The 23,557-nt window shown below is 70.0% G+C and carries 21 protein-coding genes; 9 read left to right on the plus strand and 12 right to left on the minus strand.

Going from position 1 to position 23,557, the window contains the following annotated elements; genetic code table 11:
• Positions 1-3 precede the first annotated feature (3 nt).
• From ABD197_RS04830 to ABD197_RS04855, 6 genes are all read right to left on the minus strand, one after another.
• On the minus strand, positions 4-939 hold the full coding sequence (locus ABD197_RS04830; protein ID WP_344052151.1) for an N-acetylglucosamine kinase: 936 nt from the start codon (positions 937-939) through the stop codon (positions 4-6).
• A complete protein-coding gene (locus ABD197_RS04835) occupies positions 936-1,904 on the minus strand; it encodes a glycoside hydrolase family 113 (protein ID WP_344052153.1) in 969 nt (322 codons plus the stop codon). The genes ABD197_RS04830 and ABD197_RS04835 overlap by 4 nt, the downstream gene beginning before the upstream one ends.
• Positions 1,901-4,333: a glycoside hydrolase family 2 protein gene (locus tag ABD197_RS04840; RefSeq protein ID WP_344052154.1), complete on the minus strand. Its 2,433-nt coding sequence runs from the start codon at positions 4,331-4,333 to the stop codon at positions 1,901-1,903. The genes ABD197_RS04835 and ABD197_RS04840 overlap by 4 nt, the downstream gene beginning before the upstream one ends.
• Complete coding sequence (locus tag ABD197_RS04845) at positions 4,330-5,241, minus strand: carbohydrate ABC transporter permease (protein ID WP_344052155.1); 912 nt, start codon at positions 5,239-5,241, stop codon at positions 4,330-4,332. Before ABD197_RS04845 ends, ABD197_RS04840 begins: the two co-directional genes overlap by 4 nt.
• Positions 5,238-6,266, minus strand: a complete 1,029-nt coding sequence (locus ABD197_RS04850) for a carbohydrate ABC transporter permease (RefSeq protein ID WP_344052156.1) — start codon at positions 6,264-6,266, stop codon at positions 5,238-5,240. The genes ABD197_RS04845 and ABD197_RS04850 overlap by 4 nt, the downstream gene beginning before the upstream one ends.
• Before the next feature lie 67 nt (positions 6,267-6,333).
• Positions 6,334-7,650 carry an ABC transporter substrate-binding protein gene (locus ABD197_RS04855; protein ID WP_344052158.1) on the minus strand — a complete coding sequence of 439 codons (1,317 nt, stop codon included), beginning with the start codon at positions 7,648-7,650 and terminating at the stop codon, positions 6,334-6,336.
• A gap of 294 nt (positions 7,651-7,944) precedes the next feature.
• On the opposite strand from ABD197_RS04855, the gene ABD197_RS04860 reads away from it, so the two are divergent.
• Positions 7,945-8,967, plus strand: a complete 1,023-nt coding sequence (locus ABD197_RS04860) for a LacI family DNA-binding transcriptional regulator (RefSeq protein ID WP_344052160.1) — start codon at positions 7,945-7,947, stop codon at positions 8,965-8,967.
• 8 nt (positions 8,968-8,975) lie between these two features.
• Positions 8,976-9,941 carry an acetylxylan esterase gene (locus ABD197_RS04865; protein WP_344052162.1) on the plus strand — a complete coding sequence of 322 codons (966 nt, stop codon included), beginning with the start codon at positions 8,976-8,978 and terminating at the stop codon, positions 9,939-9,941.
• Between the two features lie 19 nt (positions 9,942-9,960).
• Here the strand turns inward: ABD197_RS04865 and ABD197_RS04870 are convergent, their stop codons facing one another.
• Complete coding sequence (locus ABD197_RS04870; RefSeq protein WP_344052164.1) at positions 9,961-11,436, minus strand: L,D-transpeptidase family protein; 1,476 nt, start codon at positions 11,434-11,436, stop codon at positions 9,961-9,963.
• Between the two features lie 196 nt (positions 11,437-11,632).
• Between ABD197_RS04870 and ABD197_RS04875 the strand changes: the two genes are divergently transcribed.
• The 7 genes from ABD197_RS04875 (at position 11,633) to ABD197_RS04905 (ending at position 18,620) form a co-directional block, all read left to right on the plus strand.
• Positions 11,633-12,820 (plus strand): ROK family transcriptional regulator, encoded by a 1,188-nt coding sequence (locus ABD197_RS04875; RefSeq protein ID WP_344052166.1) that lies wholly within the window; start codon positions 11,633-11,635, stop codon positions 12,818-12,820.
• 77 nt (positions 12,821-12,897) lie between these two features.
• On the plus strand, positions 12,898-14,184 hold the full coding sequence (locus ABD197_RS04880; RefSeq protein WP_344052168.1) for an extracellular solute-binding protein: 1,287 nt from the start codon (positions 12,898-12,900) through the stop codon (positions 14,182-14,184).
• Between the two features lie 99 nt (positions 14,185-14,283).
• The gene (locus ABD197_RS04885; RefSeq protein WP_344052170.1) at positions 14,284-15,252 is read left to right on the plus strand and encodes a carbohydrate ABC transporter permease; all 969 of its coding nucleotides are present in this window, start codon (positions 14,284-14,286) and stop codon (positions 15,250-15,252) included.
• Positions 15,249-16,220, plus strand: a complete 972-nt coding sequence (locus tag ABD197_RS04890; RefSeq protein WP_344052172.1) for a carbohydrate ABC transporter permease — start codon at positions 15,249-15,251, stop codon at positions 16,218-16,220. Before ABD197_RS04885 ends, ABD197_RS04890 begins: the two co-directional genes overlap by 4 nt.
• Positions 16,221-16,263: 43 nt before the next feature.
• The gene (locus ABD197_RS04895) at positions 16,264-17,190 is read left to right on the plus strand and encodes an ROK family protein (RefSeq protein WP_344052175.1); all 927 of its coding nucleotides are present in this window, start codon (positions 16,264-16,266) and stop codon (positions 17,188-17,190) included.
• A complete protein-coding gene (gene nagB / locus ABD197_RS04900) occupies positions 17,183-17,962 on the plus strand; it encodes a glucosamine-6-phosphate deaminase (protein WP_344052176.1) in 780 nt (259 codons plus the stop codon). Before ABD197_RS04895 ends, nagB begins: the two co-directional genes overlap by 8 nt.
• Positions 17,963-17,984: 22 nt before the next feature.
• Positions 17,985-18,620 carry a hypothetical protein gene (locus tag ABD197_RS04905; protein ID WP_344052178.1) on the plus strand — a complete coding sequence of 212 codons (636 nt, stop codon included), beginning with the start codon at positions 17,985-17,987 and terminating at the stop codon, positions 18,618-18,620.
• Between the two features lie 10 nt (positions 18,621-18,630).
• Here the strand turns inward: ABD197_RS04905 and ABD197_RS04910 are convergent, their stop codons facing one another.
• From ABD197_RS04910 to ABD197_RS04930, 5 genes are all read right to left on the minus strand, one after another.
• On the minus strand, positions 18,631-19,032 hold the full coding sequence (locus ABD197_RS04910) for an NUDIX hydrolase (protein ID WP_344052180.1): 402 nt from the start codon (positions 19,030-19,032) through the stop codon (positions 18,631-18,633).
• Complete coding sequence (locus ABD197_RS04915; RefSeq protein WP_344052182.1) at positions 19,029-20,429, minus strand: FAD-binding oxidoreductase; 1,401 nt, start codon at positions 20,427-20,429, stop codon at positions 19,029-19,031. Before ABD197_RS04915 ends, ABD197_RS04910 begins: the two co-directional genes overlap by 4 nt.
• The gene (locus tag ABD197_RS04920) at positions 20,426-20,794 is read right to left on the minus strand and encodes a YrdB family protein (RefSeq protein WP_344052184.1); all 369 of its coding nucleotides are present in this window, start codon (positions 20,792-20,794) and stop codon (positions 20,426-20,428) included. Before ABD197_RS04920 ends, ABD197_RS04915 begins: the two co-directional genes overlap by 4 nt.
• 66 nt (positions 20,795-20,860) lie before the next feature.
• Entirely contained in the window at positions 20,861-22,006 is a 1,146-nt protein-coding gene (gene nagA, locus ABD197_RS04925) for an N-acetylglucosamine-6-phosphate deacetylase (protein ID WP_344052186.1), read from the minus strand.
• Positions 22,003-23,511 (minus strand): family 20 glycosylhydrolase, encoded by a 1,509-nt coding sequence (locus tag ABD197_RS04930; protein WP_344052188.1) that lies wholly within the window; start codon positions 23,509-23,511, stop codon positions 22,003-22,005. Before ABD197_RS04930 ends, nagA begins: the two co-directional genes overlap by 4 nt.
• Positions 23,512-23,557: the final 46 nt, after the last annotated feature.

Raw genomic sequence — 23,557 nt, forward strand, 5'->3', positions numbered from 1 at the left:
CCCCTAGCCGGACGTCGACACGTACGACAGCAGCGCGTGCGACGGGCTCAGATGGGCGAGCGCCGCAGCGCCGTCGATACCCGAGCCGTGGCTCGGTTCCAGACGCACCGTCGGGAACGCCTCGCGCACGAGTTCGCCGAAGCGCTCGCGGATCACGTCCGCACGGAAGACGCCTCCGATCGCGCACACCGCGGGCGGGTCGACATCGTCGGCTTCGGCCACGCGTCGGAGGGCCGATGTCGCCGAGACCGACAGCTCGCGAGCGGCGCGGAGGCAGATCTGCGCGGCGACCGCGTCGTTCGCGGCGAGCTCCGCCACGCCGCGCGCAAGCGACGCCACGATGAAGACCCGGTCCTCCGCCGCCTGCAGTTCGATGTAGGCGCTCTCCAGGTCGGGCCATTGCTGCGTCACGAGTCCCGTCAGCGCCGTGCGCTCGCCGCGGCCGTCGTGCGCGCGCATGACGGCGTCCAGCGCCTCGCGGCCGATCCAGTACCCGCTGCCGGCATCGCCCATGATGTTCCCCCAGCCGTCGACGCGCGCCACCCGCGTGCGCCCGACGCCGAGCGTGACGACGCCGGTGCCCGCGGCGACGACGGCTCCCGTCCCCTCGCCGAGGGCCCCGAGGAACGACGTGACCGAGTCGTGCGCGAGGATGACCCGCCGCACGTCCGCAGGGAGTCCGAGCATGCGGTGCAGGCCCGAGGCGTCGGACTCGTGCCGCGTCAGCCCGGAGACGCCGGCCGTGACGACGTCGACGGTGAGGTGCTGCTCCGCGGCGACCGCCCGCGCGACGTCGGCGAGCTGCGGCAGCAGCGGCTCGTGCGTGCGGATGCCCGGGAACAGCCGGTCCACCGGCGCCGTCGCCGGCCGTTCGACCCGCACCTTGATCGCCGTCTGTCCGGCGTCGATCGCCAGGACGACCGGCTCGCTGGTGCTCATCGCTTCGTCTCCTCGGCCCACGCGGTGTACGCGCCGCGGAGATAGTCGCCTGCGGGCTTGCCGTACGGGCAGTAGTCGTCATTCTCCGCCGCATCGGCGGCGTCGTACAGATCCGCCGGCCAGTCCCAGAGCATGAGTCCGCCGACCCAGGGCCGGGCACGACACGCCTGCAGCATCGCCTCGTAGTAGCGCAGCTGCTCCGCGCCCGACGGCTCTCCGGGCAACGCCCAGTCGTTCGGCAGATCGGGCGATCCGGTCCGGCTGGGGCACCCGGCCTCCATGAAGAAGAACGGCTTCGCGGATGCCGCGACCACGCGCTCGATCCGGTCCAGCTGCTGCTTCCACTTCGTGATCGGGTAGTAGCCGCTCGAGGAGATCACGTCCACGGCGTCCCACCAGGTGACGTGATCCTCCTGGTACTTGTCGCAGTTGTAGGTCACGAGCCCGTCGTAGACCTCGCGCACGTCCGCGATGAGCCTGCGCCAGTGCGCCTCCTGGCTGTCGGCGCGCACCATCTCGCACCCGATGCAGAGCATTTCGCATCCTTCGGCCTGTGCGAGGCGTCCCGCGTGCAGGATGAACGTCCGATACGAGGCGAACCAGTCCGACCAGCTCGGCTCGTTCGGAACGTCCCAGTCGAAGAAGCCGATGTGCGCGCGCCACGTGCCGTCCGCGCAGTTCACGACGGGCTTGAGCACGACCTTCATGCCCAGGCTCTTGGCCTGGCGGATCGCCCAGACGATCTCGTCGTCGGTCACGGTCGGCTCCCGGTCGAACGGGATGTCGGTCGAGAACGCAGTCGCCTGTTCGGCCGCGTACGCGATCGCCGTCCACGTGACCGCGTGCTCGGCCATGCGGGCCATCGAGTCCGAAGCCGCCGGCGTCGCCCACGTCCCGCGCGTGCCGACCCAGCCCCACGTCATGCCGCAGACGGGCTCGCCGAGACGTTCGATCAGCGTCGTCATCGCACCACCAGCTGGTTGGCGGAGCGCAGGACGCTCGGGTGGGACACGGCGGGCGCCTGCTGAGGGTGCAGGCCCCGGACGAGGATCGTGGTCTGCTCGCCCGGGAGGAGCGTGACGAGTCCCTCTGCCGCGACGGCGTCCGGCGCGACCTTGTCGACCAGCAGCGTGAGGTCGCGCACCAGGTTGCCGGCGGTCAGGGTGATCTCCGCTCCCTCCGGATGCTCGCGGACCTCGACGGACACACGGGGAGCCTCGAGGGCGGAATCGCGCGGCTCGCCGAAGAACCACACCCCGCGAACGCCGTCGAGCTCGGCGGTGACCAGCTCGGACGTCGTGTCGCCGGGGGCGGCGGTATCCGCCGGTACCGGAACCTCGACGCGTCCGCGCGCGGCCACGTCCACCGCGATCAGGCTCTCGGCGAGCACGTCCCCGGCGTAGGAGCGGCGGGCGATCCGCACCTCACCGGACCAGGCGTCGGGCCGTTCGTTCGTGACGATCACGGCGAGCCCGGCATCCCGCGGCTGGATCACGACGCTCCGCGGCGCGAACGCATTCCGCAGTGCGTAGAAGAGCGGCTTCGGCCGCTCTTCGCCGTCGATGGCGGCCCACGAGGTGACCGGCCAGCAGTCGTTCAGCTGCCAGACGATCGCCCCCATCGTGTGCGGGGCATGGGTGCGGAAGTGGTCCAGCGCCGCCGATACGGCGTTCGCCTGATTCAGCTGCATCGCCCAGTGCCACGTCTCCATGTCGTCGGGGACGCGATAGTGGGGGAGGAGGCCGTTCGTGAGCTTGACGTTGCCCTCCATGGCCTTCTGATGCACGATCATGCCCGGCGACTCGGGGGTGAGCGGGTCGTCGTCCAGCGACGAGGTGAGCGTCGACCACGTGGGCGGACCCTGCCAGCCGAACTCCGCGACGAAGCGCGGGGTGTGGTCGCGATAGGTGATCCAGTCCTGCCGGTTCCACTGCTCCCACAGGTGCATCGACCCGTGCTGCTCATCGTTCGGGTGCTCGCCGCCGGGGCTGAACGGGCTGCCCGGCGCGTACGGCACGTGCGGGGCGAGCTCGGTGATCAGCGCGGGGAAGAGCTCGTAGTAGTAGTACGCGCCCCACGTCCGCCCGTCCAGGCGCGCCTTCCATCCCCAGTCCTCGAAGCCCCACAGGTTCTCGTTGTTGCCCGTGAGGAGCACGAGGGAGGGGTGCGCGGCCAGCCGCACGATGTTCTCCCCGGCCTCCGCTGCGATCTCCGAGCGGAGGGGCTTCTCCTCGGGATAGGCCGCGCACGCGAACAGGAAGTCCTGCCACGCGAGCAGGCCGAGCTCGTCGCACAGCTCGTAGAAGTCGTCGGACTCGTAGATGCCGCCGCCCCACACCCGGATGAGGTTGAGGTTCGCATCGACCGCCTGACGCAGGCGCCGCTCGTAGCGCGCGCGGTCCACGCGCACCGGGAGGGCGTCGTCCGGGATCCAGTTCGCGCCCTTCACGAACACCGGGACGTCGTTGACGACGAGCGTGAAGGGCGTGCCCGTCTCGTCGGGCGTCGTGTCCCACCGGACGGTGCGGAAGCCGACCCGCTTGTCGCTGCGGTCGAGTTCGCCGTCGCCGCCGGACAGGGTCACCGTGATGTCGGTGAGCGGCTGCGCGCCGTATCCCACCGGCCACCAGCGCTCCACGTCCGCGAGGTCGAGCACGACCTGCACGCTGTCGCCGTCGACGGATGCCGCCGCCTCGGCGCCTGCGGCCGACACGGCGACCGAGAGGGCGGCATCCGCTGCGCGTTCGAGGCGGGCGTCGACGGTGACGCGTCCGCCGTCGCCCTCGGGTGCAGCGCTCACGCGCACCTCGGCGAGCCGCGCGACGGACCACGACTCGAGTCGCACTCCGCGCCACAGCCCGCTCGTGAACGTCGCGATGCCCCAGTCCCAGCCGAAGTTGCAGGCCGATTTGCGGATCGCCTCGTAGGGGAGGGGGTAGGGCCGCGGGCGAGCGCCCAGGCGCAGCGACTCGGCGTTTGCGTACGGGACGGGGGCGCGGAAGCGCACCTCGAGTTCGTTCGCGCCCTCGCGCAGGACGGTCCGCACGTCGTACCGGTAGGAGCGGTGCTGGTTCGCCACCTCGCCGAGCACCTGGCCGTTCAGGATGATCGTGGCCACGGTGTCGACGCCGTCGAAGACGAGGTCATGCCGCTGTTCGCCATCGGGCGCCCAGGCGAACGTCGCGCGGTAGGTCCAGTCCACGAGGCCGATCCACGCCAGGAGCGCCTCGTTCACGCCGTGGTACGGATCGGGGATCAGGCCGGCCGTCAGCAGGTCGGTGTGCACGCATCCCGGGACCTGCGCGGGAACCCCGTCGATCTCGAGGCCGCCGGGCACGGGGCCGCCGGCGGCGTGCAGGGTCCACCCGTCGTGCAGCGCACGTGCCCGGGTCACTTGACGGCTCCCGCGGTCAGGCCCCGGTAGATGAAGCGCTGCAGCGCGACGAACGCGACGAGCGTGGGGATGATCACCAGGATCGTGCCCGCCGCGATGATCTCCCAGTGCGCACCGAAGGGTCCCTTGAAGCGGAACAGCGATGTGGAGATCATCTCGTGCGAAGGCAGATAGAGGAAGGGCATGTAGAACTCGTTGTAGATGGCGATTCCCTTGATGATGACGACCGTCGCGATCGCGGGCTTGAGCAGCGGCAGGATGACCCGCCAGTAGATCGTCCACCGGTTCGCGCCGTCGATCATCGCGGCCTCGTCGAGGGAGACCGGGATGGACTGCATGAACTGGATGAAGATGTAGATCGAGATGATGTCGGTGCCCATGAACAGCAGCACGAGGGCCGCCATGTTGTCGTAGAGCCCCAGTCCGTTGATGATCTGGAACGTCGCCACCTGGCTCGTGACCCCGGGGATGAGCGTGGCGATCAGGAACAGCGCGACGACGAGCTTCTTGCCGCGGAACGAGAAGCGATCCAGCGCGTATGCGGCCATCGTGCCGATCGCGATCGTGCCGACGAGGGAGAACACCAGCACGATCGTGGTGTTGATGAATCCCTCGACCATGCCGCCCTTCTCGAAGGCGGTCACGTAGTTCTCGAGGTTGAACCAGTTCGACGGGGGCGCGAAGGGCCCGGTCTGCCCGAACTCCTGCGGCGTCTTGAAGCTCGCGATGAACACGACGCTCAGCGGGATGAGCGTGAACAGGACGCCGATCACGAGGGAGACGTACTTCGTCGTGGTCCCCGCAACGCGACGGGTCGCAATGACCGCATCGCTGGCATCGCGGCGGCGGCGCGGCGGTCCGAGGGTGAATCCGCTCCGGGTGTCGGGCGGCGTGTGCACGGCGGTCATGACAGGTCGACCTTCTCGTCGGGGAAGAGTTTGCGCTGGACCCAGGTGACCAGCAGGACGATGAGCAGGAGCACGACGGCCATCGCGGAAGCGAGCCCCACCTGGCGGAAGTTGAACGCGGTCTGCAGGGTCTGGATCACGAATGTGGAGGTGCCGTTGGCGCCGCCGGTCATGATGAAGGGGATCTCGAACACCGACAGACTGCCCGCGACGGCGAGGATGAACGTCAGTCCGATGATGCGGCGGATGCCGGGGAAGGTCAGCGCCCAGAACTGCTGCCACTTGCTCGCTCCGTCGATCTCGGCCGCTTCGTAGAACTCGGACGGGATGGACTGCATCGCGCCGAGGAACAGCACGAAGTTCATGCCGGTGTACCGCCACACGCTCGTTCCGGCGAGCGAGAAATTGGCGATGTTCGGATCGCCGAGCCACTGCGGCGGGTCAGTGAGACCGAACCAGCTCAGCACGGTGTCCAGCGACCCGCCGGGCTGGAAGAGGTAGAGGAAGACGAACCCGATCGCGACGCCGTTGATCAGGTACGGGAAGAACAGCACACCGCGGAAGAAGTTGGAGAAACGGGTCGAGCTGGACAACAGGGCGGCGAAGTACAGGGCGATCGCCATCTGCACGAAGGCGCCCGCGAAGTAGTACAGCGAGACGAAGAAGACCCCGAAGATCTGCGGGTTCGTGAAGACGTCCGTGTAGTTCTCGAGTCCGATGAAGTTCTTGTCGAGATCCAGTCCGTCCCAGTCGGTGACGGAATACCAGAGCATGTTCGCGGCCGGGAGGTACGTCAGCAGGAGCAGGAGCCCGACCGCGGCCGCGATGAAGAGGTATGGGGTCAGCTGGCCGAGGAATCCACGCCCGGCGGGGGCACCGGCGGCGCCCGCCGTGCGCTTGCGACGCCGGCGGCGACGGGGGCGATCGGAGTCGGTGATCTCGTCGAGGTCGAGTTCGTCGGGGGTGACGGTGACGAGGGGGCCGGGGGCCCCGGTGCCGGTGGGGCCGGCGGTGGAGAAAGACATGGTGCGTCCGTTCGACGGGTACCGGCCGGGACGCTGCGCGCCCCGGCCGGTGCGACGGTGTCGGGGGTCAGCCCACCTCGGCGCGGGCTTCGGCCCAGCGGGTGTTCAGCTCGTCGAAGTACGACTGCTTGTCGCCGTCCGCGGCGCCGCGGGCGATGTCGATGAGCTTCTGGCGGTAGAGGTTGCCCCACACGTCGATCTGCGCGGTGTCGGCGATGTTCGTGAACAGCGCCTCCTGGCCGGTCGGCGCGGCGTTCAGCTCGATGAGCTCGACGCCGGCATCCGAGAGACCGGTGAGGTTCTCCGGAAGCGGCTCGGCCAGCAGGGAGGAGACCATGCCCTGGTCCTGCGTGAAGCCGGAGTCCTCGATCAGGAAGTCGATCCAGGCCTTCGCGGCCGCCTTGACCGAGGAGTTCTTGTTGATGCCGAGGTTGTAGTCGCCGCCGACCATCGCGAACTGCGTGCCGTCCGCGACCGCGGGGAAGGTCATGTAGCCGACGACCGAGGGGTCCTCGCCGTTGTCGGACGCCGCGGCCTGCAGCTGCGAGATGGCCCACGAGCCGAGCGCCATCGTGGCGATCTTCCCGGTCGCGAAGTCGACCTTGGACTGCTCCCAGTTCGTGGTGAGCGGATCGGCCTCGGTGTAGCCGGCCTCGACGGTGTCGTAGATCAGGGAGTCGATCGCGAAGATGTCCTCGCCATCGGTCCACGGCGCGTCCTCCGTGGCCATCGCGTTCATGGCGTCGGGATCGCCCGTGACGGCGCCGATGTTGCCGGACCACTGGCTCAGCGGCCAGCCGTCCTTGTAGTTCGTGTAGAGCGGGATCGCGTCGGTGTTGTCCTGGACCTTCTTCATCGCCGCGAGCCACTCTTCCTCCGTGGTCGGGGGAGTGGCGACACCGGCCTCCTCGAAGACCGCGGTGTTGTAGACGATGCCGTTCGCGTTCCCGCCGAGGGCCAGGCCGTACTGCGTGTCCTCGTAGCTCTTCGCCGCGAGGAAGCGGTAGTCCGCCTGAAGGTCGGCCGTCTTGCCCAGCGGCTCGAAGAAATCGGCGAACTGGTCGGGCTGCACGCTGTTCGGGATGCCGAGCACATCGCCGTAGTTCTTCGTCGACAAGCGCGTCTTCAGCTCGCCCTCGTAGTCGGTGATGCCCTCGAACGTGACGTTCGCGTCGGGGTACTTCGCGTGGAACTCCTCGGCGTACTTGTCGAACGTGCCGTCCTGGACGAGATCGGTGCGCCAGGTCACGAAGACGACGTCGCCCTTGACCTCGCCGTCGATCGTGTTGTCGGCATCGCTCGCGCCGGATCCGCCCGCGCACGCGCTCACCGCGACGGCGGTGACGGCGAGCAGTGCGAAGCCCGCCAGTTTCTTGATGGCCATGTGATCTCTCCTTGTCAGGTTCAGCTGTGAACTGAAGGTGCGGGTGCCGCGGCGTCGTCGCGCGGAGTTGGTCGCGGGGCCACCCTAGGCACATCGTCACTTGCTTCACAAGCACCCAATGTCAGCGTTGTCTTTCCTTGTCCTTTCCGCATTCCTGGTCAATAAACAGCCTCTGATCAGGTATTAATCAATGGTCGGGCGATCAGCACTCGCATGAATGTCCGTGGAATGTCCATCGTGGTCATCGGCCCCTGGCGGTGCTAGGCTGACGCTCATCCGACGGAGGGTCAGCAGGTGACGGTGCAGCAGCGGGCGACGCTCGAGGACGTCGCACGGCTCGCCGGCGTCAGCTCGAAGACCGTTTCGCGTGTCTTCGCGTCCCGCGAGCTCGTCGCTCCGGACACCGTCGAGCGCGTGCTCGCGGCGGCCAAGCGACTGCGCTTCCGACCCAATTCGCTCGCTCGCGGTCTGCGCCGCGGCGGCGGGACGAACACGATCGGGTTCATCATGGGCGAGCTCGGCAACCCGTTCTACTACAAGGTCGCCGCCGGCATCGAGAAGGAGCTGGCGGCCCACGGTCACGCGCTCGTCGTCGCGACGACCGACGACACCCCTGAGGGCGAGGAGCGTGTCGCCGATGCGCTCCTCGCGCAGCGGATCGGTGCGCTGCTGCTCATTCCGGTGGCCGAAGACCAGTCCTACCTCGAAGGGGAACGGCAGCTGGGTACGCCCGTGATCGCGATCGACCGTCCGGCCCGCAACCTCGTGGCCGACTCGATCGTGCTGGAGAACCACCGAGGCGTGTTCGAGGCCACGACCCGCCTCCTCGAGCGCGGGCACCGCCGGATCGGCTACGTCTGCAATCCGGCATCCGTCTACAGCCAGTCCGAGCGCCTGCGCGGTTATCGTGACGCGCTCGCCGTGTACGGAATCCACGACAGCTCGCCGTGGGAGCGCCTCGAAGACGACCTGTCGATTCCGCCCGAGCGGGTCGTCGGCGAACTGCTCGCGCGCGAGTCGGCGCCGACCGCGGTCATCACGGGAAACAACCGAATGACGATCGGCGCCCTGCGGGTGCTGCGCGATCAGGATCCCGGCGCCCGCATCGCCCTGATCGGCTTCGACGACTTCGACACCGCCGACGTCATCGGGGTGAGCGTCATCAGCTACGACCCTTACGAGCTCGGGCGTCAGGCGGCGCTGGCCGCGATCGATCGCATCGGAGATCCGTCCGGGTTCACCCGGCAGCTGCAGTTGCCCACCTGGATCATCGAACGCGGCAGCGGTGAGCGTCCACTGCCCGCACCGTCACCCTGAGGAGTCCCATGCCCCGTTTCGACCTTTCCCCGGCCGAGCTCGAGACCTACGCGCCCGAGATCTCCGAGCCCGCGGATTTCGACGACTTCTGGCGCGAGACGCTCGCCGACGCGCGCGCGCACGACGAGCCGGTCCGGGTCGAGCCCGTTGCGACGCCGCTCACGAGCGCCGACGTCTTCGATGTCACCTTCCCGGGGTTCGGTGGAGACCCGATCAAGGCATGGCTGCTGCTTCCTGCGGGCTCTGCGGGACCCCTCCCGACGGTCGTCGAGTTCAACGGCTACGGCGGAGGCCGAGGGCTGCCGGTCGAGCGGCTCGGCTGGGTTTCGTCCGGCTATGCGCACCTCTTCATGGACACTCGCGGGCAGGGCTCCGCCTGGGGGACCGGTGGCGACACCCCCGACCCGCACGGCACCGGTCCGTCCTTCAGCGGCTTCATGACCCGCGGCATCGAGAGCCCCGCCGACTACTACTACCGCCGCGTCTACACCGACGCGGTGCGCGCGATCGACGCCGTCCGCACTCTCGAGCGGGTGGATGCCGACCGCGTGGCGGTCTGCGGAGGCAGCCAGGGCGGCGGCATCACCCTCGCGGCCGCCGGGCTCAGCGACGGCCTCGTCGCCGCGATGCCGGACGTGCCGTTCCTGTGCCACTTCGAGCGCGCCGTCGGACTGACCGATCGCGATCCGTACCAGGAGATCGTCCGGTACCTGTCCATCCACCGCGGCGCGGAGCGGCGCGTGTTCGAGACGCTTTCGTACTTCGACGGGGCGAACTTCGCCACGCGCGCGACGGCGCCCGGTCTGTTCTCGGTGGGACTCCTGGACCCGATCTGCCCGCCGTCGACCGTGTACGCGACCTACAACCGATATGCGGGCGAGAAGCAGATCGAGGTGTATCCGTTCAACGAGCACGAGGGCGGCACGACGTATCAGTGGCTCGCCCAGGCGGCGTTCCTCGGCGCACGCGTCTGATCGGCGCGGTGTCGTCCGCTCAGTAGTGGACGGAGACCTCGGTGCCCATCGGTGCCCACTCGAAGACGTAGGCGGCGGCATCCACCGGCATGTTGATGCAGCCGTGGCTCATCACATTGCCGAAATTGTTGTGCCAGTACGCGCCGTGCAGAGCCTCGTCGCCGTTGTAGTACATGACCCACGGCACGTCGGGCGTGAAGTAGTACGGGGCCTTCGTCAGATCGCGATTGCCCATGTTCTGCGACTCGAGCTTCGCCCGGATGCGGAAGTTCCCGGTGCTGGAGCTGAAACCCTCGGCGCCGGAGGAGATGTACCAGGACTGCACGACCTGATTGTTCTCGTACAGGTAGGCGCGCTGCTCGCTGAGGTTGACGTCGATGCGGCGGGCGAGTGTCGTGATGACGGGCGCGACTTCGGTCACCGGCAGGGCGAAAGCGGCGTTGCCGTCCGCGAGCTGTGCGGCGAAATCCGAGGCGACCGAGGACGTGTCGCCGAGCTCGCGGCCGGAGATGCCCGGGGCGATCTCGCGCAGCACGTCTCCCGAGGAGTCCGTGATCACTTTGCCGTCCTCCGCGCCGCGGTTCACCAGCGGCGCCAATTCGTCCACCACGGGCTGAATCGCCGCGGCGTCCGCAGTGATCTCGAATGTGCCGTCGTCGATCGGTTCGACCGACAGCCACGAGGCGGCCACGGCGCGATCCACCGGCACGGTCCGCTCGGCCCCGACGTAGAAGCCCGCCGCGTCCAGCATGCCGTTGAGCTTCGCGATGCTCTCGTCGGCGGTCGCGGTGGTGTGCAGGGCCGGAACCTCCACCGGGGTGGCGTCGATCTCGACACGCGTCTGCCCGTCGGCGAGAGCCTTCTGCAGAGCGAGGCGCACGCTCTCCACGTCGACGCCGGTGCCCGGCACGGCGGGCGTCGCGACGAAGCTCGCCGTCGCCGCGTCGAAGGCGATCGTCGCGTCGGTCGGTTCGGTGAAAAGCTCGGGTGCCGCCGCGCTGAGGGCCGCGGTCGCCGCCACGGCGTCGATCGAGACGGACGCGCTGTTCGGATCGCTGAACCAGGAGGTCACGTTCCACATCGGGTGCTCGCCGAACGCGCGGTCGGCGAGTGCCTTCGCGTCCAGGCTCGCACCCAGCTCGGCGCCGGTGACCTCGGGCTCACCGTCGGCGCCCGCGAGCACGACCGTCGTCTCCGCGAGTCGCTGCTGCAGAGCATCCGCCGCCGCACCCGGGGTCATGCCCCCGACCGGGACGCCGGCGACGGTGGTTCCGGGCGCGATCAGCACGAGCGACGACGCCACGAGAGCGACGGCGGCGATCGCCGCCGGGATGCCGATCCACAGGCCGAGACGCCGTTTGCGCGGCGCAGGCTCGGCGGGCGCCCATGCGAGCGGGGGAGTCTCTCCGCCGCCGTCCAGAGGAGCGGTCGACTGTGAATCGGACGCCTCGACAGGCGCCGTATCGGCGTCCGGTCTGGTCACCAGATCTGTCATGCCATCACCCCCCGGCTGTGAACACGTGTTCTCTCATGGTACGGGAGAGCGGAACCGTACCAGGCAACGGATGCATCACGCTCCATGCAGGCAGGGCGATTCTTGGCGACCTCGGCAGGTAACGGTTTTGTAAACACCCTGAGCAAATTCGCCCGAAGGCTTGCGTTGAGAATGTTCGTAAGGTGTACTAACAAACATGTCCTCCACGGAAGCGCACCGCAGCTCGTCCCTTCTCGAGCAGCAGCCCGCCGCCAACGCGCGCGCCTTCGGCGCCGGGCGGGCTCTCCGGCACGGCGGCAAGGTCCTGCCCGAGCATGCGCGCGGGCACAACCGCTCGCTCCTGCTGCAGACGCTCTTCCATCAGGGAGCCATGAGCCGTGCCGACCTCAGCCGCGAGACCGGACTCACGCGCGTCACGATCTCGGACCTGATCGCCGAGCTCATCGCCGACGGCTTCGTCGCCGAGATGGGAGTGCGCGAAGCCTCGGGCCCCGGCAAGCCCGCGATCCTGGTCGACCTCGACCGCGCCGGCCACCGCATCGTCGGCATCGACCTGTCCGGCGCCGACTCGTTCATCGGGGCGGTCCTGACCTTCGACGGGGAGATCGTCGCGCGCCGCGAGGTCCCGATCGCGACCGACGGCGCCGTCGTCGGCGCCGTCGTCCAGCTCGCCCGTGATCTCGTCGCCGACGCGGACGCCCCGGTGCTCGGGGTCGGCGTCGGCACCCCCGGAGTCATCGACGACCACGGCGTGATTCTCACCGCCCCCAATCTGCGGTGGGCCGGCTTCGACCTCCAGGGCGCGCTCGCCCGCGCCCTGGAACTGCCCGTCCTCGTCGCGAACGACGCGAACGCCGCCGTCCTCGCCGAGTACACCTTCGGCGGCGCCGGGGACGACGTCCTGCTGGTCAAGGTCGGCCGCGGTGTCGGCTCGGGTCTGCTCGCCTCCGGGCAGCCCATGCGCGGTGCGCACTTCGCCGCGGGCGAGATCGGCCATGTCACGGTCGGCACGGACGGTGGCCCGGTGTGCGTGTGCGGAAAAGTCGGATGCCTCGAGGCGTGGCTCGCCGTGCCGGCGCTGACCGAGCGACTCGGTGCGGCATCCGACGACGCCCGCGAGGGCATCCTGCGCGACGCGGGCGAGCGTCTCGGCATCGCCCTCGCGCCGATCGTCGGCGTGCTGGACGTCTCGGAGATCGTGCTCTCCGGCCCCCCTGAACTTCTCGATGGACCCCTCGCCCAGGCGACCGTCGAGACCCTCCGCGCACGGACGCTCGCCGAGTTCCACGACGGCGTCCGCGTGCGGATGACGGAGCAAGGCCAGGACATCGTCCTGCGCGGAGCGGCCGTCATGGTCCTGTCCGGTCAGCTCGGGGTCTCCTGAGCTCGGTCGGCGATCGCAACCCCCCGGATGGGCCACCCGGCCCACCGAAACACCAAGAAGAACACGAAGGAAGACACATGAACCACAAGCTCGGAGCCCTCGCGCTCGTCGGCGCTTCGGCCGTCGTCCTCGCCGGCTGCGCCGGTGGCAGCGGGAGCGCGCCCAGCGAGGCGGCGACCGGCGACCTGACGGTGTGGCTCGTCGGCGCCGACACGCCCCAGACGGCGCGCGACTACCTCAAGGAGACGTTCGAGTCCGAGAACGACGGGTGGACCCTCACTGTCGAGGAGAAGACCTGGGCGGACGTCTCGGACACGTACACTGCGGCGCTGTCCTCCAACGACTCGCCCGACGTCGTCGAGGTGGGCAACACCCAGGCGCTCGGCTTCGCCGACGCGGGGCTGTTCCTGGACATCTCCGACATCCAGGACAAGATCGGCGGCGATGACCTGCTGTCGGGTCTGGTGGATGCCGGCACCTACGACGGTGCACTCTACGCCGCTCCGTACTACGCGGGCGGGCGCATCGTCTTCTACACCCCGCAGATCGTCGGTGACACGCTGCCGACCACACTCGACGAGTACGTCGCCCAGGGCATCGCGCTGAAGACGGACACCGTCTCGGGCATCTACGCGCCGGGCAAGGACTGGTACAACGCGCTGCCCTACGTCTGGGCGCACGGCGGCGAGATCGCCGTCCAGGACGGTGACACGTGGGACGCGCAGTTCTCCAGCAAGGAGAGCCTGGCGGGCCTCGAGCAGCTGCAGGACGTTTACCTGAACGCGTCGGTCGCACCCGTGGACGGCAACGAGCGTCTCGGCAACATCGACTTCTGCGCCGGGGAGGTCGGCTTCCTCTCCAGCCCTGCGTGGGCGGCCGGCAACATCACGGGCGACTGGCCTTGGGGCGATGAGGCCGCGGGCGAAGAGGTCTCGGAGGGCTGCCCCGACACGTACGGGTCCGACCTCGGCGCCTTCGCGCTGCCCGGCATGAAGGCCGGTGAGACCGCGCCGATCTTCGCGGGCGGCTCGAACGTCGCCGTCGCGACGAAGTCCGACTCACCGGAGAAGGCCAAGGCCGCGCTGGAGATCATGCTCTCGGAGGGCTACCAGAAGCTCCTCGCCGAGCAGGGGCTGACCCCGGGCATCAAATCGGCGGCGCAGTACCTGCCCGACACCCCGATCGCCAAGGCGCAGGCCGAGGCGCTCGCGAACTCGAAGTTCACCCCGACGAGCCCGAAGTGGGCCGAGGTCGAAGCCGCGCAGATCATCCCCGACGCACTGGTGAAGATCGCGCAGGGTGGTGACGTGAAGGCGATCGCCGAAGAGCTCGACACCGCCATCGAGGCGATCCTCAACAAGTAGTACACCTGGAGGGGTCCAGGTGCACTGCCTGGACCCCTCCGGCCTGCCCGCCGTCGGCATCCGCCGATTGCCCATCATCTTCCCTGGAGAGGAGACGACATGAGCGAGACCGCCACCGCGGAACGGTCGAAGGCGACCGCCGCCGGGCGTCCGCCCGTCTCACGCGAACGAGTACGAGCCCGCCGCGAAGCACGCGGCGCGTGGGTGCTGCTCGGGCCGTCGCTGATCATCCTCGGCGTCATGGTCGCGTACCCCGCCGTCCTCATGGTCATCCAGTCCTTCACGGACTACACCGTGAAGAACAAGGTGCTCGGCACGACCCCGAACGTCGTGTGGTTCGAGAACTACATCGCGCTGTTCTCCGAATCGGACTTCCCGGCCGTGCTCATGCGCAGCCTCGGCCTCATGGTCGTCCTCACGTTCCTGAACATGCTGTTCGGCATCCTGGTCGCCGTTCTGATGACGCGGCTGGGCCGCGCCTGGCGCATCGTGGTCTCCGTCGGCCTGCTCCTCGCGTGGGCGATGCCGCCCCTGACCGCGACCGTCGTCTGGGGCTGGATCTTCGACACGCAGTACGGCGTCGTCAACTGGGCCTTGAACGCGGTCACGGGTACGTCGGATTGGACGAATCACTCCTGGCTGCTCAACCCCTGGTCGTTCTTCTTCGTGCTGACGATCATCATCGTCTGGCAGTCCGTCCCGTTCGTCGCGTTCACCACGTACGCGGCGCTCGGTCAGGTGCCGGGCGAAGTCCTCGAGGCGGCATCCCTCGACGGCGCGACCGGCCTGAAGCGCTTCGGATTCGTCGTGTTCCCTTATCTGCGCAGTGTTCTCACGGTCGTCCTGGTCCTGCAGATCATCTGGAACCTGCGCATCTTCACGCAGGTGTACGCCCTGCAGAGCCGCGGCGGCATCGCCGCCGAGACGAACGTCCTCGGCACGTACCTGTTCCGGCAGGGCGTCGGCGAATTCGGCGCGACGGCCGCGATCGGCGTCGTCATGGTCATCCTGCTGCTCACGCTCTCGTGGGGGTACGTCCGCAGCACGCTCAAGGAGGAGGAGCTGTGAGCACCCAGATCAACGCGAGCACCCAGCTCGGCACGATCGGCGTGGAGGAGGTCCTCGGCGAGGGCGGCGAGCCGCGCACGCCGCGGCGCCGGTCGATCCAGGCCCGACGCCCCTCCCCGCGCAAGGTCGCGACGAGGACCCTCCTGAACATCGCCGCGGCGATCGTGTTCGCGCTCTCGGTGTTCCCGGTCTACTGGATGGTGAACCTCTCGTTCACCCCGAACGACAAGATCATCAGCCGCACGCCCAGCTTCCTGCCGCTGGACTTCACGTTCGGCAACTACCTGACCGCGTGGAACCGCGAGGCCGCCCCCGGTCAGACCGATTTCCCCCACGCGCTGGGCGCCACGATGACCGTCACGTTCGGCGTGCTGATCGCGACCCTGCTGTTCGCGTTCCTCGCCTCCGTCGCGGTCGCCCGCTTCCGCTTCCGGGGCCGCCGCGTGTTCATCGTCTCGGTGCTCGTGGTCCAGATGATCCCGGGCGAGGCCATGATGTTCACGATCTACGGGATGATCGACGACTGGCGTCTGATGAACACCCTCCTCGGGCTCGGCATCGTGTACCTGGCCGCGGTGATCCCCTTCACGATCTGGACGCTGCGCGGCTTCGTCGCGGGGGTCCCCGCCGACCTCGAGGAGGCGGCCATGATCGACGGGTGCACCAAGTCTCAGGCCTTCTGGAAGGTCACCTTCCCGCTCCTGGCCCCGGGGCTCGTCGCGACGGGCATCTTCGCCTTCATCCAGGCGTGGAACGAGTTCACGATGGCGCTGCTGCTGATGAAGGGCTACAACCTGACCCTCATGCCGTGGCTCAACGCCTTCCAGTCATCGTCGGTGGGCGGCTCGGTCAACTGGGGAGCGGTGATGGCGGGCTCCACCCTGATCGCCCTGCCGGTCATCATCTTCTTCCTCATCGTCCAGGGACGCATGACCGGGGGCCTGGTGGCCGGGGCGGTCAAGGGCTGATGCGCGTGCGGGAGACCGCCGCCCTCCGCGAGGAGGTCGGCCGATGAGGGTCGGGCTGGACATCGGGGGCACGAAGACGGATGCCGTCGCCGTTGACTCCGCCGGCGCCATCCTGGCGCGCGTGCGTCGCCCGACCGGCTGGGGCCCCGAGGCCGTCGTGCGGTCCGCCGTGGCCGCGGTCCGCTCGCTCGAGGCGGAGGTCGCCGCCTCGAGCGCGGACGCCGGTCCGATGCGCTGCATCGGGATCGGCATCCCGGGCCAGGTCGAGCCGGGCACGGGCCGCGTCGTCCACGCTGTCAACCTCGGTGTGGACGAGCTCGACCTCGCCGAGGCCCTCGCGCCGCTGCTCGCGGTGCCCGTGAGCGTGGAGAACGACGTGAAGGCCGCGGCGTACGGCGCGTTCGCGCTCTCGGCGACCCCCGGCTCGATGGCCTACCTCAACCTCGGCACCGGCATCGCCGCCGGCATCGTCGCCGGTGGCGGGCTGTGGCGCGGCGCGCGTGGAACGGCCGGCGAGGTCGGGCACATCTCGATCGATCCGGCAGGGCCGCTCTGCCGGTGCGGGCAGCACGGCTGCATCGAGGCGCTCGCCGGCGGTGGAGCGATCGCCGAGCGCTGGGGGAGACCCGGCGCGCTGCCTGTGCGCGACGTGTTCGACGCCGCTGATCGCGGCGACGCGCAGGCCCGCGAGCTGAGGGTGGGGCTGGCGCGAGGCGTGGCCGCGGCCGTCCGCGTCCTCGTCCTCACGGCGGACGTCGACACGGTCGTGCTCGGCGGAGGCATCACGGCTCTCGGGGAGCGACTGCGCGAGGACGTGTCGGCCGAACTCGCGGCGAGCGCCGACGCATCGGCCTTCATGCGCTCACTGCGGCTCTCCGAGCGCGTCGAGATGCTTCCGCTCGGCTCCCCGGCCGCGGCGCTCGGCGCCGCGCTCGTCGGCGCGCCCGAGGAGGCGCTCGCCCGTGGCTGAAATCGTGATCGTCCCCGATCCGGCGACCGCCGGCGCGCTCGTCGCCGACGAGATCGCCCGCCTGATCCGCGGCAACCCGGACGCCGTGCTGGGTCTCGCCACCGGATCCACCCCCGTTCCGGTGTACGAGGCGCTACCGGTGCGGCTCGCCGACGTCGATGTCTCCCGCGTGCGCGGTTTCGCGCTCGACGAGTACGTCGGGCTCGACCCGGCGCACCCCGAGAGCTACCGGTCGGTCATCACGCGGGAGGTCGTCGAGCCGCTGGGGCTCGACCCCGCGCGGATCGCCGTGCCCAACGGAGCCGCGACGGGCATCGAGCACGCCGGCGAGGACTACGAAGCGGCGATCGAAGCCGCCGGCGGCATCGACCTGCAGCTCCTCGGCATCGGCACGGACGGGCACATCGGGTTCAACGAACCCGGCTCCTCCTTCGCGTCCCGGACGCGCGTGAAGACCCTCACCGCGCAGACCCGCCAGGACAACGCACGCTTCTTCGACGGCATCCAGGACGTCCCACGGCACTGCATCACGCAGGGCCTCGGCACGATCCTGCGCGCCCGGCACCTCGTGCTGCTCGCGTTCGGCGCCGGCAAGGCGGCGGCGGTGGCGGCTGCCGTCGAGGGGCCGCTGAGCGCCTTCGTCCCGGCATCCGCGATCCAACTGCATCCGCACGCCACGGTGATCCTCGACGAGGCCGCCGCCTCCGATCTGCGCCTGTACGACTACTACCGGTTCGCATTCGAGAACAAGCCCGCCTGGCAAGGCCTCTAGAGCGCTTGCATAGGGTGGGAGCATGACGGATGCCGCTCCCGCCCGCACCGGTCCGCGTCAGGCCTGGACGATCGGCGGCATCCTGCTGCTCGTGTGCGCGGGGCTCAGCGTCCTCGAACCGGCACTGATGTTCACCGCGCTGTTCACGCCCGTGTCGTGGGCGCGCACGCTCGCGTTCTCGGCGGCTCTCGTCGTCTTCGCGGTCGGCATCCGCGGGCGGGGGAGCGTCGTGGACCGCCGACCGCTCGGGGTGTCCGCGCTCGTGCTCCTCGCCGTCTGGCCCCTCGTGGACGCCGTCGTGTACGCACTCGTCCCGCCGACGATGGACTCGCTCGAGAGCTATCAGGTCTGGGGGTACGTCTCGCTCCTCGTGCCGCTCGCCGCCGCGATCGTCGCGGTCGTGCTCATCGCCCGAGCGGGGGTCGTGCCGCACCCATGGCGCTGGGCGCCGCTCTGGGCGCTCGGTGCGGCGATCGCTCCGCAGCTGATCCTGCAGGCGGTCGCCGCGAGTCCGGGAGCGGACGTGCAGGGGATGGCGGCGCCGATGGTCGGGCTCGGTCAGCTCATCGCGGTCGCGGTGCCGTTGGGTCTCGGCCTCTGTGCGGTGCTGCTCGCACGAAGCCGCCCGACCGCGGTGCAGGTCTATCCGGGCAGCTGAGTCTCCGGGATCAGTCCCAGGCGAACGCGAGCAGGTGATCCAGGCTCAGCGGCGCCAGCGGCAGGTGTCCGATGTCCGCCCGGGTGATCCAGCGCAGTTCCTCGATCTCGGCCCGGGGTGCGAGGTCGCCGGGGTTCGCCGTCGTCCGGAAGGCCGCCGCGACCACCCGGTGCCCGGGCTCGTTGGCGGCAGCGGACTCGAACGTGCCGAGCGGCTCGAGCGCTGCGGCGGACACCACGAGCCCGACCTCCTCGTGCAGCTCGCGGGCGAGCGCCTCGGCCGCGCTCTCGCCGGCCTCCGGTTTGCCGCCGGGCTGCATGAACACGCTCGTCCCGCGCTTGCGCACGACGAGCACCCGGCCGTCGGCATCCGTGATCACGGCTGCGCTGACGAAGATCCGCGCGTCGGTCACCAGGCGAAGACCTTGCCGGGGTTCAGGATGCCGGCCGGGTCGAACACGCGCGTGATGTCGCGCTGCAACTCCCACTGGGCGTCTCCGAGCTCGTCGGCGAGCCAGCGCTTCTTGAGAACACCGATGCCGTGCTCGCCGGTGAGGGTGCCGCCGAGGCGCAGGGCAGCCCGGAACAGATCGTCGGCCGCCGCCCAGATGTACTCGGGTGCCTCGATGACGCCGTTCTCATCGGGTGTCGCGTCGAAGATGAAGTTCGGGTGCAGGTTGCCGTCGCCCGCGTGGGCGACGGTCGGGATCACGAGTCCGTGCTCGCGCTCGACGCGGGCGATCTCGTCGAACATCGCGGGCAGGGCGCTGCGCGGCACGGAGACGTCTTCGATGAGGGCCGTGCCGAGCGTCTCCATCGCCGGATGCATTGCGCGGCGGATCGCGAGCAGACGCTCGCCCTCGGCGCGGTCATGGGACACGGCGACCGTGCCCCCGGCAGCGTTCAGGACCGCGGCGATCGCGTCCGCCTCCCCGGCTGCGGCCGGACCGTCGGTCTGGATCGTCAGCTGAGCCGCACCCGGCGTGGGCGGTTCGAGCTGAAGCAGAGCGTGTACGGCGGAGAGGGATGCGGCATCCATCAACTCCATGATCGAGGGCTGCGCGCCGGACGCCGTGACGGCGGCGGACGCTTCGGCTGCCGCCCGCACGTCCGGGAACGTCGCGGCGATCGTGCATACCTCACCGGGAATGAGTCGCCGGAGCTTGAGGATCGCCCCGACGACGACGCCGAGTGTGCCCTCCGAGCCGATCACGAGAGAAGTGAGGTCGAGTCCGGTGACACCCTTCACGGTGCGGTGCCCGAGGCTCAGGAGGCGCCCGTCGGCGAGCACGAGGTCGACGCCCAGAACCGCGTCGCGGACGACCCCGTACTTCGCGCACAGCAGGCCGCCGGCGCCGGTGGCGATGTTGCCGCCGACGGTCGAGATCGCGCGGCTCGCCGGATCCGGAGCCCACCAGAGGCCGTGTTCGGCGAGGGCTGCGTTGAGGTCGGCGTTGATGATGCCCGGTTCGACGACCGCGAGCAGATCGTCGGGACGCACTTCGAGGATCCGGTCCATCCCGCGCACGGAGAGGGCGATCTCGCCGGTACCCGCGTTCGCTCCGCCGGCGAGACCGGTCCCCGCACCGCGGGTGACGACCGGTGTGCCGGTGGCCGAGGCGATGCGCAGCGTCTCCTGGACGTCGGAGACGGATGTCGCGCGCACGAGCGCGAGGGGCATGCCCGCCGCGGCATGCCCGGACTTGTCGGCGCGCGCGCCCTGCAGCGCGGAGTGATCGGTGTCCACGCGGTCGCCGAGGACGGCGCGCAGTTGCGCGAGGACGTCCGTGGACGCCGGCGGCGTGTTCACGCGAGCCGGCGACGACCGGCCAGGACGCCGGCGACCACCGCGACGACGGCGAATCCGAGGCCCACCCAGGTGAGGCCCATGCTCCACCATGCCGCCGTGGCAGAGACGTACACGAGCAGTTCGACTGCGGCGCGCACGAACGGGTGGACGTCCAGGACGGCCCGCGGCGACACGAACAGGGCCCAGACGAGGATCGCCGCGACCGGCGCACCGATGCCGACGACGACGTTCCATGGGAACGGCCACATCGCGAAGCCCCAGATCGCGAGGGTCACGAACGCGAAGATCTCGCACACGAACGCGAGGATGTCCACGCCGGACAGGGGCGCGCGCATGCCGGGCTGCAGGGGCACGTCGTTCGGCATCCCACGATTCTATCGCCGCCCAGGGTCCCCGCGCCGTGCCGGGGTGCTGCGGGGCGCGGCGACGCGTCAGGACCCGGCGGTCCAGACGCGGACCACACGCAGGTCCTCGGACAGGAGCACGGCGTCGGCGATCGCACCGACCGCGAGGGATCCGAGGTCGCCCGCGCGTCCGAGAGCCCGGGCCGGCGCAGTGGTGAGCGCGTGCACGGCATCGGGCAGCGGGATGCCGGCGGCGAACGCGTACCGCAGCGCGGCATCCTGAGTCAGCGTCGACCCTGCGATCGCGCCGCCGTCGCTCAGCCGGGCGACGCCGCGCTCGACGTCCACGCCGAGCGCGCCGAGTTCGTAGTGCCCGTCGGCGTGCCCGGCGGCCGCCATCGCGTCCGTGATGAGGGCGACGCGGCCGGGTGCGGCGGCGAACGCGATGCGGACGATCTCGGGATGCAGGTGCACGCCGTCCGCGATCACCTCCAGCGTGACGCGCCGGTCGGCGGCCGCCGCGGCGACCGGACCGGGATCGCGGTGATGCAGGCCCGGCATCGCATTGAACGCGTGCGTGAGGATGCTCGCTCCGGCGTCGAACGCCGCGCGCGTCTGCTCCAGGTCGGCGCCGGTGTGGCCGACCGCGGCGGCGGCGCCCGCGGCGACCACGGCGCGGATCGCAGCCACGGCCCCGGGCAGTTCCGGGGCGAGAGTGACCTGACGGATCGTGCCGCGTCCGGCCTCGAGGAGCCTTTCGACCGCACCCGGTTCGGGCGTGCGCAGGAGCGAGTCGTCGTGGGCGCCCTTGTGCGCGGGATCCAGGAAGGGGCCCTCCAGGTGGGAGCCGAGGATGTCGGGGTCGGTCCGTGTGAGCTCGGCGACGACGGCGACTCTGGCCGCGAGGTGGTCCAGAGGCGCGGGCACGAGGGAGATCACGGCGCGGGTGGTCCCGTGAGCGCGGTGAACGGCCCGCGCGGCGCGGATCGCTTCGGCACCGTCGTCGTACGACGCGCCGCCGCCGCCATGCCCGTGCAGGTCGATGAATCCGGGGGTGAGGTAGACGCCGGCCGCTGCCGTGCCGTCGACGATCTCGTCGGCAGATGTCGCTCCCGCCCGCCACCCGTCGCCCGTGCCGGTTCCCGTGACACGCCCGTCTTCGAACCGCACCCACGCGTCGGGCACGATGCGGCCGGCATCCACGAGCCGCACCCCGTGCACGACCGTGCTCATTCGCTGCGCCACGGGATCTCCACCGACGGGTGGTATGCGATCCCGAGGCCCGCCCACAGGGGCGCGAGCCCGCCCACGCGCACGCGGAACGACTCCCAGGAGCGCAGATCGCCCTCGCGCGGTGACCACGCCGCCTCCGCGGCGGCCGCGAGGCGGGGGAACGCCATGCGGTCGATGTCCTCGGGGGTGCGGATCGTCTCGCTCCACAGCGGAGCCTCGACACCCAGGATGTCCTCCTCACCCACGCCGTCGATCACCTCGGCCGGATCCCACGAGTACGCGCGCTCGACGCTCGTCGGCCCGTTCGCCCACGTGAGGCCGAGGGGGCTGTCCGCGGTCTCCTTCATGTCGAGGTACACCGCATCGGCGGGCGAGAGGATGAGTCCGGCGTCGTTGCGGACGAACGTGCGGGCCTTCTCGTCCATGCCGTCCGTCGGGACGCGGAACCCCCAGTACTGCCCGACCGTGCTCGGATCGATGCCGGGCGCCGCTCCCGCCTCGTGCCAGGCGATCGGGGTCTTGCCGAGATCCGCGACGATCGCGGTCGCGCGCGCGATGAACGTCGCGAAGTCGTCCGGGGCCGTGCCGAGCGCCTCGTCCCCGCCGATGTGCAGATAGGGCCCCGGGGTCATCCCCGCGAGCTCGCCGAACACATCGGCGAGGAAGTCGTACGTCGCCTCGTCGTGGATCCGCAGCGAGGAGAACCCCACCGCCATGCCCGTGTAGGGCTCGCCGGTGACGGGTGCGGCGCCACCGTGGGACGCGACGATCTCGAGCACGTGCGGGGAGAGCACCGGTGCTTCGGTCAACTCGGGGTACGCGAGCGACACCGCGTGCGTGTGCCCGGGCACGTCGATCTCGGGCACGACGATCATGTGCCGCTCGGCCGCGTAATCGACGATGCGCCGGTAGTCGGCCTTGGAGTAGAAGCCTCCGGCGTCGCCTCCCACCGCGCTTCCCGACGCCTGCTCGGTGAGCTTCGGTCGCGAGTCCAGGTGGATGCGCCAGCCCTGGTCATCGCTCAGATGCAGGTGCAGGGCGTTGAACTTCAGGCTCGCTGCGCGATCGATGTAATCCCGCACGACGTCTACGGGGAAGAAGTGCCGGGCGACGTCGAGCATCACCCCGCGGTATGCGAAACGCGGCGCGTCGGCGATCTCGACGGCCGGGATCGTGAATCCGGCGTCGTCACGGGTGATCAGCTGACCGAGGGTCTGCACCGCATAGAAGAGGCCGGCGGCATCGGGCGCGGTGATGCGGGCGGATGCCGCGTCCACGGTGATCCGATACGACTCGGCGGTGCCGCCCGGCTCGCGGCGCAGGTCGATCACCGCGGTGCCGCCTTCAGAACCGGCGGGTTCGACGCCCGTGCGGGCCGAGATGAGGGCGGTGAGTGCTGCGGCGGCATCCGTATCGCCGGTGATCCGCAGGTCCGCCGTGACGCGCAGGGCGGGGCTGTCGGAGGGGCGCAGCCCGAGCGGCAGCGGGACGAGCGGGAGCATCATGTAAAGGAGCCTAACAAAATAGGTCCGCGACGTCACGGGCGTCTTG

This window comes from Microbacterium lacus (assembly GCF_039531105.1).
Lineage (GTDB): Bacteria > Actinomycetota > Actinomycetes > Actinomycetales > Microbacteriaceae > Microbacterium > Microbacterium lacus.

Bases quoted from the DNA above. Each gene is read 5' to 3' on its own strand.
- ABD197_RS04905 (WP_344052178.1), top strand. From the start codon at position 17,985: ATGACGGATGCCGCTCCCGCCCGCACCGGTCCGCGTCAGGCCTGGACG.
- ABD197_RS04920 (WP_344052184.1), bottom strand. From the start codon at position 20,794: ATGCCGAACGACGTGCCCCTGCAGCCCGGCATGCGCGCGCCCCTGTCC.
- ABD197_RS04885 (WP_344052170.1), top strand. From the start codon at position 14,284: ATGAGCGAGACCGCCACCGCGGAACGGTCGAAGGCGACCGCCGCCGGG.
- ABD197_RS04895 (WP_344052175.1), top strand. From the start codon at position 16,264: ATGAGGGTCGGGCTGGACATCGGGGGCACGAAGACGGATGCCGTCGCC.
- ABD197_RS04835 (WP_344052153.1), bottom strand. From the start codon at position 1,904: ATGACGACGCTGATCGAACGTCTCGGCGAGCCCGTCTGCGGCATGACG.
- ABD197_RS04880 (WP_344052168.1), top strand. From the start codon at position 12,898: ATGAACCACAAGCTCGGAGCCCTCGCGCTCGTCGGCGCTTCGGCCGTC.
- ABD197_RS04855 (WP_344052158.1), bottom strand. From the start codon at position 7,650: ATGGCCATCAAGAAACTGGCGGGCTTCGCACTGCTCGCCGTCACCGCC.
- ABD197_RS04850 (WP_344052156.1), bottom strand. From the start codon at position 6,266: ATGTCTTTCTCCACCGCCGGCCCCACCGGCACCGGGGCCCCCGGCCCC.
- nagA (WP_344052186.1), bottom strand. From the start codon at position 22,006: ATGAGCACGGTCGTGCACGGGGTGCGGCTCGTGGATGCCGGCCGCATC.
- ABD197_RS04875 (WP_344052166.1), top strand. From the start codon at position 11,633: ATGTCCTCCACGGAAGCGCACCGCAGCTCGTCCCTTCTCGAGCAGCAG.
- ABD197_RS04865 (WP_344052162.1), top strand. From the start codon at position 8,976: ATGCCCCGTTTCGACCTTTCCCCGGCCGAGCTCGAGACCTACGCGCCC.
- ABD197_RS04870 (WP_344052164.1), bottom strand. From the start codon at position 11,436: ATGACAGATCTGGTGACCAGACCGGACGCCGATACGGCGCCTGTCGAG.
- ABD197_RS04845 (WP_344052155.1), bottom strand. From the start codon at position 5,241: ATGACCGCCGTGCACACGCCGCCCGACACCCGGAGCGGATTCACCCTC.
- ABD197_RS04830 (WP_344052151.1), bottom strand. From the start codon at position 939: ATGAGCACCAGCGAGCCGGTCGTCCTGGCGATCGACGCCGGACAGACG.
- ABD197_RS04930 (WP_344052188.1), bottom strand. From the start codon at position 23,511: ATGATGCTCCCGCTCGTCCCGCTGCCGCTCGGGCTGCGCCCCTCCGAC.